The 16,952-nt window shown below is 54.1% G+C and carries 11 protein-coding genes; 2 read left to right on the plus strand and 9 right to left on the minus strand.

Going from position 1 to position 16,952, the window contains the following annotated elements:
- Positions 1-29: 29 nt before the first annotated feature.
- From CGZ80_RS05475 to CGZ80_RS05505, 7 genes are all read right to left on the minus strand, one after another.
- Positions 30-824, minus strand: coding sequence for an FkbM family methyltransferase (locus tag CGZ80_RS05475; RefSeq protein WP_094412190.1), 795 nt, complete (start codon positions 822-824; stop codon positions 30-32).
- A gap of 36 nt (positions 825-860) precedes the next feature.
- Positions 861-3,461 carry an O-antigen ligase family protein gene (locus CGZ80_RS05480; protein ID WP_143543758.1) on the minus strand — a complete coding sequence of 867 codons (2,601 nt, stop codon included), beginning with the start codon at positions 3,459-3,461 and terminating at the stop codon, positions 861-863.
- Between the two features lie 78 nt (positions 3,462-3,539).
- The gene (gene gmd / locus CGZ80_RS05485; protein WP_094412194.1) at positions 3,540-4,553 is read right to left on the minus strand and encodes a GDP-mannose 4,6-dehydratase; all 1,014 of its coding nucleotides are present in this window, start codon (positions 4,551-4,553) and stop codon (positions 3,540-3,542) included.
- A gap of 74 nt (positions 4,554-4,627) precedes the next feature.
- The gene (locus CGZ80_RS05490; RefSeq protein WP_094412196.1) at positions 4,628-5,596 is read right to left on the minus strand and encodes a GDP-L-fucose synthase family protein; all 969 of its coding nucleotides are present in this window, start codon (positions 5,594-5,596) and stop codon (positions 4,628-4,630) included.
- Positions 5,597-5,602: 6 nt separating this feature from the next.
- Positions 5,603-6,997 carry a UDP-glucose 6-dehydrogenase gene (locus tag CGZ80_RS05495; protein WP_094412198.1) on the minus strand — a complete coding sequence of 465 codons (1,395 nt, stop codon included), beginning with the start codon at positions 6,995-6,997 and terminating at the stop codon, positions 5,603-5,605.
- A 71-nt stretch (positions 6,998-7,068) separates the two neighbouring features.
- Positions 7,069-7,650: a transcription termination/antitermination protein NusG gene (locus tag CGZ80_RS05500; RefSeq protein WP_094412200.1), complete on the minus strand. Its 582-nt coding sequence runs from the start codon at positions 7,648-7,650 to the stop codon at positions 7,069-7,071.
- A gap of 713 nt (positions 7,651-8,363) precedes the next feature.
- On the minus strand, positions 8,364-9,935 hold the full coding sequence (locus CGZ80_RS05505; protein ID WP_094412203.1) for a glycosyltransferase family 4 protein: 1,572 nt from the start codon (positions 9,933-9,935) through the stop codon (positions 8,364-8,366).
- 518 nt (positions 9,936-10,453) lie between these two features.
- Between CGZ80_RS05505 and CGZ80_RS05510 the strand changes: the two genes are divergently transcribed.
- The gene (locus CGZ80_RS05510) at positions 10,454-11,398 is read left to right on the plus strand and encodes a hypothetical protein (protein WP_143543759.1); all 945 of its coding nucleotides are present in this window, start codon (positions 10,454-10,456) and stop codon (positions 11,396-11,398) included.
- A gap of 52 nt (positions 11,399-11,450) precedes the next feature.
- Entirely contained in the window at positions 11,451-12,857 is a 1,407-nt protein-coding gene (locus CGZ80_RS05515; RefSeq protein ID WP_094412207.1) for a polysaccharide biosynthesis/export family protein, read from the plus strand.
- A gap of 102 nt (positions 12,858-12,959) precedes the next feature.
- Here CGZ80_RS05515 and CGZ80_RS05520 read toward each other — a convergent pair whose 3' ends face one another.
- Together CGZ80_RS05520 and CGZ80_RS05525 are read right to left on the minus strand one after the other, a co-directional pair.
- Positions 12,960-15,269, minus strand: coding sequence for an AMP-binding protein (locus CGZ80_RS05520; protein ID WP_094412209.1), 2,310 nt, complete (start codon positions 15,267-15,269; stop codon positions 12,960-12,962).
- Between the two features lie 310 nt (positions 15,270-15,579).
- A complete protein-coding gene (locus CGZ80_RS05525; protein WP_198953631.1) occupies positions 15,580-16,809 on the minus strand; it encodes a Na+/H+ antiporter NhaA in 1,230 nt (409 codons plus the stop codon).
- Positions 16,810-16,952 lie beyond the last annotated feature (143 nt).

The raw sequence follows: 16,952 nt of genomic DNA on the forward strand, positions 1-16,952 counted from the left end.
TCTGTGTTACCTAGGCTTCAACACGCACGTTATGCCCAGCGAATTTTCGCAGTGAGTTCTTCTCGGGCAGCAAAGAAATTGCACTGCAAGAAGTTTTCGTCATTGAATACGTTGTATTCCTTGAACTCCACTCGGTTAGGAAAAATTCGCCCTAGCTGATACCCATGGGCCTCCAACAAATCGTAGTAATCCTTGAGGAGACACCGTGATACAGCAGCAGCAGCGTTGTATTCAAATTGGATGGCATCAACGCGACCAGATGCGATAGTTTCTAGAAACCCCGATATGACCTTGTAGTCCATCCCTTCGACATCAATCTTCAAAAAGTCGATGTGATCAATGCCATTTCGCTTCACATAGTCATCGCCGCGCTGACATTCAGCAATTAAAAGCTCCGGCTTACAATTCCAAGGCAGCTCATATGCACTTGTCCCTGTCGAATTCCCAGGATAGTACTGTAGTTCCACCTCTTCGTTCTTATCTGACAAACCAGCGTCATTGATCAAGACATTCGGTCGACCACCAATGGCTTTCTCTAACTCCGCACGTGTCGATGGTACGATTTCAAACGCGTGCAATTGACAGTCTGGACATGTACTAAGAGCGACTTCTGCCCACTGCCCTTCGTTCGCACCAACATCAAAAATAACGAACGGTCTGCCTGATTCTTTCTGATTGACGCAGGCCTGCAGAACGTCCCTCTCACCGTTAGTATAAATGTCGTGGTTCGAGGAATTGAACTGTGCTTTGCGTATTCGATTTGCAACGCCCACGACCTTTCGCACGACCGCAGAATCGGGCCGATTTGCAATGTAATTAAACATCGCCCTAGACAAATACTTCTTCAACGTTGCACCAAACTATTTTAGAGGGGACATTGCAGCAAGTCGGTGCCGCCATGCCTCGAAACGACTGTCTTCCGGAAAAACTTGTAATGCCAGCGTGGTTACCTGGGTGGCTTCGAGGTACATGCCAGCTTTGACCATTTCATCAATCTGCTCCAAGTAGATTGATGCATCGACGGGCGAGAGCTCCCGAGCAACCATCAGTGACTTCAAACCCTCGGCAGTTTCACCCAATTCGAACAAGACCTTGGCACGCAGTCGCCAACATGCCGATTGTTGCAATAGCGAATCCGCTGAACTGCAGTCCAATTCCGCTGCTACCATCCGGAAAAAGTCATCCGCAGATACGCCAAGCTGCGTTCGGATCACAGGTGTCTTCAGAAGAAACCGTACCGCATATTGAAGATGCAGTGAATTCGCTGGCACGACTTCACTAACAGCGACTCCTGGATGGCGGGCGGCGAATCGAATCGCCTCCGCAACTGACGGCGGTTGCAACAGAGAGGCCATGTAGTAGCACTTAATCGCAATCTGCTCTGAATCGATTCCAACAGACTGCTCTGCTAATTGACCAAGTCGCAATAGCTGGCGTGGGAACCTTTTTTGCAGTTGAAATAGTCGAGACACCAATGCCAAAGAATCCACCTGATCAGGTTCGACGAAGTCAAGGTAAACCAACTTACTGAGCAGATCTGGATCAAGCGGTAAATCGACGGCGCCTTGCACCGCATGTGCATATGCTCGTCGATAGAATTCCTGGTAACTCGGCTTCGGCGCACTCGAGGCATCCGCTAGCGGACGAAGCCTGCGACCGGTTTTCGACGTCAAACTTATCGCTTGCTCCGCCTCCTCCGCGTTTGTCGGATTCAAATACTCGATTTCACTGAATCGCGCGCGTTGCTGTAGCAATGAACAGGCAACGCGGTGGAGCGCCGGCGAATCATCTTTGGTGAGAATTTGCTCGATACGCTCAATCCGACGATCAAGCACCGCAAAATCAGTAGCTGCCTGACCAATTAGAGCCTCTGCCGATCGAACCTCGCTCTCAACAATCGCATCGTCTCGCAAAACATTAAGCGAAGCCCCTATCGCTACCAGGAGAAAAACGACTGCTAAGACCTTACAACCCATTCTCGAAAACCGGACGCTTCGTGAGCCATCTGCCTCGAACCCAAAATTACTCTTTGAGAGGACAGCTGACATCAGCACAGAGAATGCGAATAAATTCGCAAATAGCACCAATCCATAGTCAAAGGTCTGCGTCCAAACTGTAGCTCCGAAAGCAAACAACCCCGCCGTCTTCCCGCCTTTTGCGATAGCCTCTTCCGTATTCAGACGATCGAGTTGGAGAAAGACAACAACAATCGCGATGACTAAGAAAATTCCACCTATCACGCCCTGGTCGACAATTGTCTCGATCCACAAATTGTCAGCATGGTGAAACCATGCCTCCGCGCTTCGGCTTTGATATGGCAAATAGGCGTAAGCGTAGGCTCCCGTCCCAGCGCCAAAGGGAAGATACGCTTTTGCTGAACGCATTGCGTCATACCAATGATCCCATCGCTGATCCTCCGCCTGACTCGCATCTTCAACCACCGCTCCTCGAAACACCAATGAGAACGCCTGCTGGCGGCTCGATTCCGACGCATAAATTGAACCGATAATCGCAACCGATAGTCCCCCAACGACAACTACCAAGGCAATCAATTTCCGATAACGCCCCCGGTTGACGACGAAGAGCAATGAACCAACCAAGCCAACGACCGCCACCAAGGATCCACAAGCGAGTAGCGCACTCGCCTGCAACACGATCGCCGCGATCGAATAGCTGAAAAGTGAGTCTCGAAAACTTTCAGCCAAACCCTCAAAGCTGAAACCGGACGAGAACTCACCTCGATGATTTACTTTTGCGTAGCGCCAATGGGCGACTCCGAGCGTCGCTGCAAGTCCGAATAAAGTGAAGAGCCCGGCATGATGCCTATTAACGAACGGCCCAAAACCGAGTGAGCCTTCGCGAGCCCAACCGCTAATTGAAAACGCGCTGTCCAACAGCGATACGAAATCAACAATCGACACCGAAAGCGACAGGGATAACAATACCGCGGGGACAACAGACGGCATTCTCGAACAGGCTAGAAAGACTCCAGCAATGACAATCGCGACACTCCAAAGCGCCGCCGCATGAAACGTCGAATCAGCATCAACCGAAAGCGGCAACTGATCGACGAAAAGCCCGGCGTGAGCAACACCTTTTTCGATTGGAGCAAGAGAATCGAGGAATTCGTTTGCTACGCCAGGCGAAAGCCTCTCAGCGATGGAGACTGGAAACGAAGTTCCCTGCACCCATGCGTATGCATTCCACAAAGCGAACACAAGGAAAACAACAGGCACTCGAAATCGCGGCAGGCCGTGAACAGACACCGCAATAAACAATACACTGGCAATCGAAGCAGCCACCACTGAGCCTACATATTGGCTCCAGTTGAGCGCGCCCCCGAAATCGATCGCCACTGCCGCCGGAACCATTGCCAGCAAGAAGCTAGCAATGGCTACGATCGTTTGCGAGCGCGACCTTACTCTCGATTGGCTAAGATAAGACATGAGTTGCGTTTGCAACCATCACAACACCAACGGCACACCGAGAAGCCGGCGCGCCGTTGCGAAAGCAAATCCGCTATCCAACCAGATCCAATACTAAGCGGTTGCTTGGCGCGATGCTTCGCTGCGGGCGAGTTCGAGGTCGTGGTCGACCATCAGTTCAGCTAGCTCTTTGCAGCTCGTCTCTGGCTCCCAACCCAACTTCTCTTTTGCTTTGCTGCAATCACCAAGCAACAAGTCAACTTCCGTTGGGCGGTAGTACCGTGGGTCCGTTTCGACGAACTCCTTCCAATCCAGATCCAAGTACTGGAACGTGTAATCCAAGAACTGGCGAATGGTGTAGGTCTCACCTGTCGCCAGAACATAGTCATCTGGCGTGTCGTGCTGGAGCATCATCCACATGCCACGAACATAGTCTTTCGCGTAGCCCCAGTCGCGTTTGGCATCCAAGTTTCCAAGATACAGTTTTTCTTGCAAACCAACTTTGATGCGGGTCGCCGCACGCGTGATCTTTCGAGTCACAAAGGTTTCACCACGGCGTGGCGATTCGTGGTTGAACAAAATCCCGTTGCAAGCAAACAGATTGTAAGCGTGACGGTAGTTCACGGTTTGGTGAAACGCGTAAACCTTTGCACAGGCGTACGGGCTTTGGGGACAGAACGGTGTCTTCTCAGTTTGAGGCGTTTCGAAGACGTCGCCGTACATCTCACTGCTCGATGCTTGATAGACGCGAACCTGCTTTTGCTGGTTCAGCTGGCGAGCCGCTTCGAGCACGTTCAACGCACCGACGGCAACCGTCTGCACGGTGTAAACCGGTGCATCAAACGAAACGCGAACGTGCGATTGCGCCCCAAGGTTATAGATTTCGTCCGGCTCAACATTCAGCACCAAGTTGGTCAAGCTCTGACCATCAGTCAAATCGCCGTAGTGCAAGAACAGCTTCGCGTTCTTGTCGTGCGGATCGATGTAGATGTGCTCGATTCGATCGGTGTTGAACGTACTGCTACGACGAACGATCCCGTGTACCTCGTAGTCCTTTTCGAGCAACAGCTCGGCGAGGTACGAACCGTCTTGTCCGGTAATGCCAGTGATAAGTGCCTTTTTCGTCATAGCCACGTTGATGGGTTCGGTGGTGATTTTTTAAACAACTGGTTCTGCCTGCCAACGCGGGCTCGACATGACCGCTAGACTTCTCGCAAACAGCCCGACTCGGTAGCTTGCAAATAGTCTTCGTAAGTTCTTTTGATCCCTGTTTCCAGGTCAATCTTCGGACTCCACCCCGTTGATTGGATCAAATCGGTATTAGTCCGCTTTACGGGGGTCCCATCCGGCTTTGACGGATCTTGAACAATCTTACCGGTGAATCCAGTCACCTTGGCAATCAATTCTGCCAATTCACGAATCGAAATATCGGTTCCAGTCCCGACGTTCACCAAGTTTGGTGGATCATCAAGGTTCACCAAGTGAACCAAACCTTGCGCCAAATCATTGACGTGCAAGAACTCGCGGCGCGGCGTACCTGTGCCCCAAATCACGACCTCTTCGGCATTCGTACGCACTGCTTCGTCGAAGCGGCGGATCATCGCCGGCATCACGTGCGAATTGCTGGGGTGATAGTTGTCACCGGGGCCATAAAGATTCGTCGGCATCGCCGAATGGAACAGAGCGCCGTACTGCGTCCGGTAATGCTGGCAAAGCTTAAGCCCGCTGATTTTGGCGAGCGCGTATGCTTCGTTGGTTGATTCCAACGGCCCTGTCAGCAAGCAATCTTCTGGCATTGGCTGGGGCGCCATGCGTGGATAGATGCATGTACTGCCAAGGAACAAGAATCTGCGAGTTCCATTTCGATAAGCCGCGTCAATCGAATTGGCGGCCATCATCAAGTTGTCGTAAATGAACTCTGCCGGATAGGTGTCGTTCGCATGAATCCCACCGACTTTGGCGGCGGCAAAAATCACGACGTCCGGACGTTCTTCGGCGTAAAAACGCTCGACCTCAGATTGCCGGGTCAGATTCAGTTCGCTGCGATCACGAGTCAGCAAATCTGAATCCGCAATTCCAAGCTCTTGCAACAGGCGGACCACAGCACCACCGACCATCCCTCGATGGCCGGCGACGTAGACGCGTCCCTTAGGAAGTTTGACTGCGTTCATCTTTGTTTAGAATCCGATTCCGTGGTACTCAAATCCGCTCTCACCCAAAGCAAGTTGCTTCAGGCGATTGCGTCCATCAAAGACGAATGCCGGCTTCTTCATCGAGGCATAGATTTTGTCAAACTCGACGTCGACGAACTCGTCCCATTCGGTCAAAACCGCAATCGCATGCGCATCCTCGGCCGCTTCATAACTGCTCGATGCGAACGTCACGTGGCTTTCGATCAACGCTTTCTTTGCGGGGCTGAGGCCATTGTCACCTTCAGCGAAAACGTATTCCAGTTCTCGAATGACCTGTTCAGGACTCACCTGTGGGTCGTAGATGCAGACGCGAGCCTTCTCTAACAAGAGATCGCGGCAAACATAAATTGCGGCCGACTCGCGAGTATCGTTCGTGTCCTTTTTGAACGCGAAGCCCCAGATGCCGATCTTCTTGTCCGAGACGGTATTGAACATCGTCCGAACCATGCGGCTGACGAAGCGTTCTTTCTGGTAGTCATTCATGCGGACGACTTGTTCCCAATACTGGGCGACTTCGGGAAGCCCGAAATACTCGCACAAGTACACGAGGTTCAAGATGTCCTTTTGGAAACAACTGCCACCAAAACCGACAGATGCTTTGAGAAACTTCGAACCGATGCGCGAGTCCGTACCGATTGCGGCGGCAACTTCATCGACATCCGCTTCGGTCGCTTCACAGAGCGCGCTGATCGCATTGATCGAAGACACACGCTGCGCCAAGAATGCATTGGCGGTCAGCTTGGATAGCTCGCTACTCCACAGGTTCGTCGTCAGGATGCGATCCTTCGGAACCCAGTGAGCGTACACGTCCACCAGTGCTTGAATCGATTCCTGACGCTCGCCGCCGATCAAAACACGATCTGGTTCAAGCAAATCTTCAATTGCGGTGCCTTCCGCCAAGAACTCTGGGTTGCTCAACACGTCAAATGTCGAGCCGTTGCTTGCGTTCGATAGGATTCGCTTGACCGCTTCCGCCGTACGCACCGGCAACGTCGATTTTTCAACGACGATCTTGTGCCCTTCAGAGACCTCGGCGATTCGCCGTGCACACTTTTCAACGAACTCGAGGTTCGCCGCTCGCCCGGCACCGACGCCAAACGTTTTCGTGGGAGTGTTGACCGAAATGAAAACCATGTCGGCTTCTTTGATCGCCGAATCGATTTCGGTGGTGAATGTCAGGTTTTTTCCGCGGCATTGCTTGACGATGTCATCAAGGCCTGGCTCGTAAACCGGCAACTGGTCCGAGTTCCACTGGGCGATTCGCTGTTCGTTGATGTCGACGACTTTGACATCGATATCGGGACACTTATAGGCAATCATTGCCATGGTGGGTCCGCCAACATAGCCGGCACCGATGCAACAAATCTTGGTAACACTCATGAATACGAATCGTCGCTAATTAGGGCTTAGTACAAGTCACTCTTAAACAAAACAAATCAACCGGCAGGATCTCAAGAGGTCGCCGTCTCATCCGGGGCAGGACCGATCGGATCCAACTGGCAGTCATCCAATTTGACGCTGACGCCTTGATCCATAAATCGCACGGAAACAAGCAGCCGCGTTTCCTGGTCTCTTCGAATCACCACGCCTTCGAATCCGGCGAATGGTCCGTTCTTGACTCGTACCTGCTGACCGGGCGAGATCCTTTCTTCGATCGACATCGGGGCGCCGATGTTGATCAAGTCGCTCACCTGCGATAGGTCAGTCAACAACATGTCAACGTCTGTAATCTCGGTGACCTTTTGGACGCACCCAGTGCAGACGGCTTTGTATCGGGATTCATCCGATCCGCAAAGAAAGATGTAGTTGGCGAACAGAGGGACGTAACTCGTTCGCACGCGTCCCGCCGGCGAACGGCGACGCTGTTCAATTTGCGGACCGTAATGCGCGACCTCTATCTCACGCAGCTGTCGCATTAACTGCTTCTCTTGGCGGCTTTTCGTATACAGCAACCACCACGCAGAACTTGACGCGACGTCTGACTCCAACAGATTCAGCGGAAACCGATCGGGCTCTTTCGGAAGAATGGGCACGAACTCAAAATCCTTGGTGTGATCGCATCAAACTAAACGAACTGCCGTTCACGCCAGCCCGAGAGTATGCGTCGAGTCGCCTCCAACGCATTCAAAATCAAGCCGCTTCAAGTGGCGTCTCGAACCGCGTGTCTCAACGATTTTAACCAGCGTTTTCGTCAAGACCGGCACCATTTGAACGGGCAGCGCGGACTTCGTCCACCTGGGTGACACCTTCGCTCAAATCCGAGCCTTTGTTTCACCCACAACGCGGTTTTCCATCCCGACCGCCAACATGACACTTTGGACGGTCAAGTTAACTTAACCCTTCCCAAATACCTATTGGCTACGATCGATGTCGGCGCAAAGGTTTACCCTCAATCACTTTGGCCGTCCCGGTTCATCGGACATTCCCGAACAGGCCGACAAGTCGGAGACCTGTGCCTGCTTTGCCGATATTCGCAATTGAGCTTGCGAGCGACCATAACGCCGACAGCCACGACGCCAATCCGATGACAGCTGCCGTCACAGACAACGTGACGTCGTCCCAAGATTCCGCTACCGCGTTCATCGAGCATTCTTTAATCCATCACAGAACGCTCGGCGAATGCCCACGATAGAGCCGCGAAAAGAGTCGCAACGCAGGCGGTGGCTTAGCACTGGAAGGGGCAAACAAAAAAGGCAGTGTCCGGTGTGCGGACACTGCCCCATGTTTCAAAATAGACACGGCGAGATTAAGTCAGGATCGTTGACGTATCGCTGTGACGCTCGGGAGCATTAAACCGTGGCGAAGGCGTCGAAACAGCCTTTTCAGCCCCACCAACATGCATGCGTTCTAGTTCGTCGATTACCAACTTGACCTGTGGCTCAAGATCCGCGAGACGCATCGTCAAATCAGCAATGCGTTCGTGGATACCGGGCGAGTCCGCCGCCGCGACGACGTGCAAGGTTCCGATATTCACTCCCAGCGACTTGCCTTCGGTCTGAATGATGATCGGCCACCGCATTTGAATTTGGTTCAATCGGTCAGGCATCCGAACCGCGGACCAACTTGCGTGGTAGCCCTCGTGAATCCAGGAAAGGTTCAAATCGATACTGATCTTTGCCAAGTTGTGGACTTGTGCAAAGTCGACCAAGGGCTCCCAGACGACTCCCCAATCACCGGTACCCTGCAACGGGACACAGCGATGGTTCTTTTCAGTCAGCCCCTGTGCGGGTGTGATGAAGAATGACCGCGTCATGTGAGTCGCTTTCATCATCAGCAACTGGCATTCTGCATAGCCAAAGGAACGGGTCACCACCAGGAATGCGCCCGCAAGCACGATACCCAACATCGCCAGCCAGGGCATTTCGAAATGCACCGAGGCAACTGCCAAGGTTGTCGTTACCGCGCTGAGCAATGCCACGATGCCAAGCATCCCTTTGTGGCCGTATTTCTTGTCCAGAAGGTGGTGCAAGTGCGCACGATCGGTCGCATAGATACTGCGCCCGGTCAACCACCGCCGCGCAATCGCCGCGGTCGAATCGAACAAAGGAATCGCCAAGATTCCGATTGGTGCAGATGCCAACAAAGTCGATCCCTTGACACTGCTCCAGACCGACAGCACTCCAATGAACAAACCGATTGTCATGCTGCCCGCATCACCAAGGAAGATCGAAGCGGGCGGTTTATTGAATACAAGGAAGCCAATCAAGCTGCCAGTCAGACAAAATGCGAACGCGGCTCCCAAGGGCGATCCCTGCGTCAGACTAAGCACAGCCAGTCCGAATGTAATGAAACAACCAACGGTCGTCGCCATTCCGTCTGCGCCGTCAATCAGATTCAAAGCGTTCACACAAACCAGCAGCCACAACACTGTGACAGGAAACGCCAGCGAGCCGAGATAGATCTCAAAGCCCATCAACCCAATCTTGCTAACAACCGTTCCGCTGCCGACCAACACCGAGATGATCAGGATCTGCATCAACAGTTTCTGGCGACCACGCATCAGCCACACGTCGTCAATTAAACCGACCAACATGATCGCCGATCCCGCGAACACGAGCCGGTACCACTGATTGGCAACGTACCCTAACTCGAATGCCCCAAAATGGCGGTCGTACAGAATCGTCGCGGCAAAACCTGCGAGCACAGACGCTAAAACCGCCAGCCCCCCACCGAGAGCTATTGGCTTACTGTGCAGCTTTCGTTCTGCGTCTGGCTTGTCGACCATTCCGACCAAACGGGCGAACCCGCGAACCGCCGGGACGAAAACGAGGGCCGCTGCGATCGAAAAGACTAGTGATATCAGAGTGAGCGAAGTCATAGATGTCGTTTTGCACCACCGTTGAGATTCATACCGCCTGTTGACTTTCTGACTCGCACCTCTGGGGTGAGCTCGTCAGTAAAGTCTACCCGACGATTTCAGACCGCCTCAGTCTAAAAGCGAAAGGTCAAATCAGAATGCCTTCTTTCTGCCGATTGGGTTGCCTTTGCAACGATCAGAGGGAAAGCCCACCCTGAAATCCGAGGCAACTATGGCAGTTCATTGTAATTGGAACGTCTGTCAAAAATGCTAGAACCCGCACAAGCCGCGATTCCGTCAGTTTTCATTAAATCCTCTTCACCGTTACGGCGATAAACACCCCTAGGACGGTCCGCCCCAATCGGGCTTGTCGTCCGAATTGATTAAACAAGCGACTTCGAATTCCGCCAGCAGCCAAGGGGGGCCAAATGGCGATTCGTTCTGACAGTGCGTCCAACGCACCCGAACAAAATTCCGTTCTATCGGGTCATTCGCAAAACGACTCGATTTCCCGCCAGAAAACGCAACGACGCCTTAGGATGAGGTCTCTTGCGCTGGCAGGCACCGCGGCCCTCATCCTGACCGGTTCTGCCGGATGCTCAATCCTTACCAATGCGTATAGCTACGCGAGAAAGTCCGATTGCTTGGACGATTTCATGCTATCGCATCGCAACAAGGTCTTTGCACAACGCGCCTGGTTCCGTGAAGCAAGCTGCCATGCTGGCCAAGCGAACCTGTCCGAGTTCAAAGCGGGCTTCATCAAGGGCTACATCGATGTCGCCAACGGCGGATCCGGCTGCACGCCCTCCGTCGCTCCCAGCCAATACTGGGGGTGGAAATACCAATCCCCAGGCGGACAAGCTGCGATTGGAGCGTTTTTCGCTGGCTATCCGTATGGTGCGAAAGCGGCAGAACAAGACGGCCTGAGCAATTGGTCAAACGTTCGCCCGCACCGCCTGCCAAGCGACCCAGACGCCGAGCCGGCAACGGAAGCGACACCCGCGCCCGCTCCGGTCATGTACGGTCCAGACGGAATGCCGCTTCAGGAATACATCGTTCCTGGCAGTGAAGTCGAAGTCATCATGCCAAGCAACGGCGAACCTTACCCAGGCAACACACCGTTGCCGACGGAAGAACTGCTGCTGTCGCCAGAAAGCGGCGAAACCTTGCCAATGCCTCAATCGAGCACGATCGAGAATCTGGACTCGGCAGAGATCCTGCCCCAAGAGCCAGCTCAAACGTTCGTCCTTGAGTCGTCTCCGGCGTTACCAAGCGATGTTGAATCCTACTCGCTGAACGACCAGGCGACACAAACCGGCCCCGAGCAAGAGCTTCCCGAAGACGCGATCGAAGGCATCTTTGGCAGTATCGACTTGCCGACCAACGCTGGTCACAGTCCTGCCGATTTCGCGTTGCCCCCAGTTGGACCGGCGGCTGCAACCGCTGACGCTGACGGCAACGACATTCCCTTCAAATTTGAATAAGCAGCTCGTGGCCAAGAATCCACGCTGAATACCCTCAGTGAGAAGTTCAAGGATGAATACAACCCCTTCAAACTTGGTTCAGAGCCAGCAGGACGCTGGCAACGGACGACGAGCACAACTGTGGCGCCAGATCAAGCGATTCGGCTTCACGATCGCCGCATCGACCCTGTTTGCCGGTTCAATGACCGGTTGCTCGGCATTGACACAACCGATCGATGGTATCCCGGCCAGCCGGGTCCCTCGACAATACTTTGCCGAGCCAAAGAACGACTTGGTGCCCGTCGACATCTCGCTGCTGACACTCGAGCCGCCACGCGAGTACGTTCTCGGTGCGGGTGACATTCTGGGTGTCTACATTGAAGGTGTGTTGCCATTCAATCCACCGAGCTCACCACCCGAACCGCCGCCAGTGAACTTTCCCGACGCGGAAAGCACCCTGCCACCGTCGATCGGTTACCCAATCGCCGTTCAGGAAGATGGCTCACTATCGCTGCCTTTGATCGAACCACTGAACGTCAACGGACTGACACTTGATCAAGTCCGTGACGCAATTCGCGATGCCTATATCGACAACGATATCCTTCGCACCGACAAAGCTCGCCCGATTGTCACGATCATCCAAGAACGCACCGTCGACGTCATCGTCGTCCGTGAAGACGGCGGCGGCGGACAAGGCTTGCTGCGAAACGCAGCCAGCTCCGACTTCCTTCGCGGCGGTTCGGACCGAAGTGCCAGCGGTGGTCTTGTCAAACTAAAGGCCTACCAGAACGACATCCTGCACGCCTTGGTCGAAACCGGTGGACTCCCCGGCTTGAACGCCAAGAACCAAGTCAAGGTTTTGCGTGCGAGCACCCGAAATCGCGAAGCCCGTGAAGAGTTCTTGGCCAAGTATCGCAAACAACGCCTCGCCGCGATGGCTGACCCCTGTGCCTGCCTGCCAAAGCTTCCCGAAGACCCCACGGTCATGCGAATTCCGCTGCGTCTACCACCGGGAGAATCGCCGAACCTGACTCAAGAAGACATCACGCTGCAAGAAGGCGACATCGTCTACATCGAATCACGTGAAACGGAAGTCTTCTATACCGGCGGCTTGCTGCCTGGTGGCGAGTTCCCACTGCCTCGCGACTATGACCTTGACGTCCTTGGCGCGATGGCGATGGTTGGAAATGGTGTCTACGGACAGTCAAGCCAATCGCAACGCTCCGGCGGCATCGGCGGACTCGGTGGTGCGATCGCGACAATCCCACCAGGTCGCCTCTACATCCTTCGCAAGACGGACTGCAATGGCCAGATCGCGATCGAAGTCGACCTCGCCAAGGCGATCAACGAACCAAGTTCTCGACCGCTGATCAAAGCGGGCGACACGCTTGTCCTGCAGTACAAACCAGAAGAAGAAGTTCTCAACTTCGGTCTTGGAACCTTCTTCACCTACGGGATTCGCGAACTACTCCGCAACTAGCGGACAACTCGACTCCCTGGAAAACGACAACGCCGTGCGACTGGCTTCAGTTGCACGGCGTTTTTTATGCTTACGAAAGAACACTCTGAACCTAGCGAAACTTCAGCTAGCCCCGGTGCTGCCAGTCAATTCCAACGCCAGATCCTTAGCACCTTTCAGATCCAACTTGCCAGTTCCCAACAGCGGGATCGCATCGACTTCGTAGAACGAATCACGACCGGGAATGAAAAGGTTTGGCAGCCCCGCTTCTTTCAGCCCCGCCAGAATTGCTTCGGTATCAACCGCAAGGGGACGATGCAGTACGATCAGTCGCTCGCCCTTCTTTGAATCTGGAACCGCGGTCACACAAACATGCATCGCGCCTTCGTCAGCGTCCGCGGCCTCTTCGCCTCCGCCAACACGGCCAATCACATTGCAGATCTCTTCTTCGACTTTGACGTGTGGCACCATTTCACCGCCGATTTTCGAAAATCGACTGAGTCGTCCGGTGATGTGAATGAAACCTTGGCCATCGATGTGGGCAACGTCACCGGTGATGTAAAAGCCATCTTGGATCGCCTTTCCCGTCAGGTCATCACGGTTTGCGTATCCGGCCATCACGTTGGGACCGGCGATCAACAACATGCCGTCTTCGTCAGCTTTCATCTCCTCACCAGTGTCTTGCGAGACCACTTTCGCGCAAACGCCCGGCAACGGACGGCCGACTGAGCCTTCGATCCGATCAGGCTGGTGAACGGATGGCGAACGCGTTGGCGGAACGTTTACTGACACCAACGGACTTAGCTCTGTAGTGCCATACCCTTCGACAGGACGCACGCCGAACTTTTCTTCGAACGCTTCGAACAACTCGCCTGGCATCTTCTCGGCCCCGACCACGCAAATGTCAAGCTTTGCGAATTGCTCGGGAGCGACGCGACGAATGTATCCTCGGACGAACGTTGGCGTCCCAAGGATTACCGTGACACCGTATTTCTGCGAAAGCTTTCCAACTTGTTTCGCGTCCAATGGATTGAAGTGATAAACGCCACAAGGCCCCAGCACCTGCGCGGCCCACAGAGTGACGCTGTATCCGAATGAATGAAAGAATGGCAATACACCCAATACCACGTCGTCATCATTCAGACGAATCGCTTTTTCAATCGCGTCGACGTTGTGGCTGATGTTACCCTGAGTCAACATGACGCCTTTGGGCATCCCCGTCGATCCGCTGGTAAAGATGATCGTCAACAAGTCGTCGATCTTGACACGGTTCAAACCAAGGATCTTGAACAGCATTCGAGCCGGGACAAGATTCGCCTGCAAAAACGCAATCGCCTTGTCCGCCGTCGACACCTTGTCTCGCACCGATTCCAACGTGATCACATCCGAATCGATTTCTAACCCGATCTTGCTTAGAAACCGTTCGCTTGTCAGCACATGCTTGATGCCGACTTCCTTGATGCAGTAGTTGATGACTTCGCTCGAAACGGTGTAATTCAAATTCACCGCGACGCGACGATCGAAAGCGAGCGCGACGTTGACGACCACTCCGCCAGCACTCGGCGGCAGCAAGATGCCGATGTTCTGTTCGTCTTTTGAAAACACCTCACGGGCAAGCATCCGACGAAGCGCGAGAGCTCGCGTCAACGCATCACGCCCCTTCAACTCGGTACCCATCGAATCGGCGATTTGCAATCGACTCCCTCGTCGACGCCAGGCGCGAATCAAGGACTTACTTAGCAGAGGAAATTCGCTGCGGTGCTCGACTTGTGCACGGGCCGCGAGCTGGGCGACTTGCGAGCGAACGATTTCTGTTGGTGTCTCATGCTCAAGCGGCTTGCCGATATACAGCGTCAGACGTCGACGAAATTTGTTTGGCCACTTCAAGAAGAATTTGCCGCCGGAAAAGCTGAAGATACTCCCCCACATCCCATCCAAATAGAACGGAACGATTGGAGCATCGTTGCCCTGAAGGATTTTACGGAACCCGGGCTTGAAACCCTGCAACTGCCCCGTGCGTGTCAGCGTTCCTTCGGGAAAGATCCCGATGACGTCGCCGGCCTTCAAACCTTCGCGGGCCGTCTTCAGTGCGCGCGCGATGGACTTGGGATTCGTCAGCATCAGGATCGTACCAAACGCTGCGGCTACCCACTTCGTAAATGGCGTCGCAAAGTTTCCGCCGTCAACGACGAAACGAACGTTTCGAGGCAGCATCCAAAGCAGCACAGCACCATCGATCCAAGAAACGTGATTGCCGACGATCAGATAGCCGCCTTCCGCAGGCAGATTCTCTAACCCGACAACATGCTTCCGATACAAAAGTGACAAAAGAGGGCGGATCAACGCGCGAACAAAGACACGCGGCGCGATCAACGCGAACCCGGCCATCGACAAGACAATGGCAATGACAAACCCAAAGATATACCAACCCATGCGCGACGTTTCCTACCCTACGTGAGGCTTCCTCCCAAGCGAGGCTTTTGTCGCCACCTTGCGTCCAAAAAACCTGCGGCAACCGAGCAACCATTCGCACGGACGCAGCAATTCGCTACCAAGAGAACCCAAAAGAATAGGCGAAGAGGGCCAATTCGAGCAACACCGCGGCCCCCACATCAAATCCGGGATTGTGTAGAAACCGCCCTATGGTGCCGCAGACGCGCCTTCCGGCACGCCCAATCACGCATCGCCGCTCGGCCGCAATCCAACGGAAACTCCGGGCTGCGGCCCTCGCAACTGCCAGCGATCAGTTCGCCGCCGGCTCTTGTTTGAGAAACGCCAAGCGAATTCCCAACGCCTTGGCGGCAATAATTGCACTCACCGGCGCCAAGAAACTCAACAGCGCGCCCATCTTCACCGAGTCCTGAATCGGACCGGGATCAGGGAACGCAGCGGTTGAGACAAACAACGCCACGGTAAAGCCCAGACTGGCAATACACCCGATTACGGTAACGTGCTTCAAATTCATTCCGCCCGGCAGTTCCAACTTCAACACACGAACCGCAAAGTAGCTGAACGCGAGGATCCCAACCGGCTTGCCAATGAACAAGCCCAGCGTTACCAACCAAGTTCCGGCACCGACACTTGAAAGCACCACCCCCGCGTTTACCAATGCGAACAAGCCCAGAATCAGCTCCACCGGCTCCTTCCACCAGTGTTCAAACTGGTTCAAAGTGTCCGATTGGCTGCCGTCTTCGGCAAAGAGACCCTCATCGCGTTTGGCGTGAGGAAGCGTTGGGATGATCGGCACCAAACCGAGCGCGGCGTGAATGCCCGACATGTAGAACGAAATCCAGCTCAGTACGCCGGGGATCGCCAGATACCACCAAAAGTTCTTCACACCCGCTCGGTTGAACGCAACCCCCATCGCAACCGCAGCGGCGGTCAATCCCAACCACCCCAAGTTGACATCGCCCGAAGGATAGAACACCGCCAAAATCCCCAACCCGACAGCGTCATCTGCAATCGCCAAAAGCAGCAGGAACGAGATTGCCGGGTGACCATTGCCGAAAATCAGGCGCGCGATCAAGTAACTAAACGCAATGTCCGTTGCACAAGGGATCGCCCAGCCATTGCCAAGTTCACCATATTGGCCGACCATCAGGGCACCAATAATGTAAACGATCGATGGCCCGACAACTCCTCCGGCAGTCGCTAACAGTGGCGTCGCGGCAGTCCGGATGTTTGACAAAGCCCCGCCCGGCAAGATCGATTCCCAAACTTCCTTTGCCGCGATCGCAAAGAACAGTGCCATCAGGATATCGTTGACGAGGAAGTGGAACGTCAAACCATGGGCATCGTGGCCGTGACTAGCCACGGGCCAAAGATTGACATGGACAAAGTTGTGATACGAATGCCCTGAAAACAGTCCGTCCGCATTTGCCCAGATCAGGGCGAGTAGCGATCCGAGAACCAAGAACATTGAATTGCTGTATAGGAATTCGCGAATCGGCTGATCGCCCTTCGGCTTCGACATCTTCTTTCTGCCCCAGAGATTTGAAAGCTGTGCACAAGTGATTGAAAAAATGGCAAACCGGCTGACAGCCCAATCGCCGCGCAACCCTAGTTCCCATTTATTCGCCGACCGAGAAAAATGACACACGCCGGCCGTGCACTGAG

The organism is Rhodopirellula sp. MGV (assembly GCF_002251265.1).
GTDB classification, from domain to species: domain Bacteria; phylum Planctomycetota; class Planctomycetia; order Pirellulales; family Pirellulaceae; genus Stieleria; species Stieleria baltica_A.

Coding starts and splice junctions, on each gene's coding strand:
- CGZ80_RS05525 (WP_198953631.1), bottom strand. CDS start 16,809: ATGTCGAAGCCGAAGGGCGATCAGCCGATTCGCGAATTCCTATACAGC.
- CGZ80_RS05495 (WP_094412198.1), bottom strand. CDS start 6,997: ATGAGTGTTACCAAGATTTGTTGCATCGGTGCCGGCTATGTTGGCGGA.
- CGZ80_RS05510 (WP_143543759.1), top strand. CDS start 10,454: ATGAGGTCTCTTGCGCTGGCAGGCACCGCGGCCCTCATCCTGACCGGT.
- CGZ80_RS05475 (WP_094412190.1), bottom strand. CDS start 824: ATGTTTAATTACATTGCAAATCGGCCCGATTCTGCGGTCGTGCGAAAG.
- CGZ80_RS05505 (WP_094412203.1), bottom strand. CDS start 9,935: ATGACTTCGCTCACTCTGATATCACTAGTCTTTTCGATCGCAGCGGCC.
- CGZ80_RS05490 (WP_094412196.1), bottom strand. CDS start 5,596: ATGAACGCAGTCAAACTTCCTAAGGGACGCGTCTACGTCGCCGGCCAT.
- CGZ80_RS05515 (WP_094412207.1), top strand. CDS start 11,451: ATGAATACAACCCCTTCAAACTTGGTTCAGAGCCAGCAGGACGCTGGC.
- gmd (WP_094412194.1), bottom strand. CDS start 4,553: ATGACGAAAAAGGCACTTATCACTGGCATTACCGGACAAGACGGTTCG.
- CGZ80_RS05520 (WP_094412209.1), bottom strand. CDS start 15,269: ATGGGTTGGTATATCTTTGGGTTTGTCATTGCCATTGTCTTGTCGATG.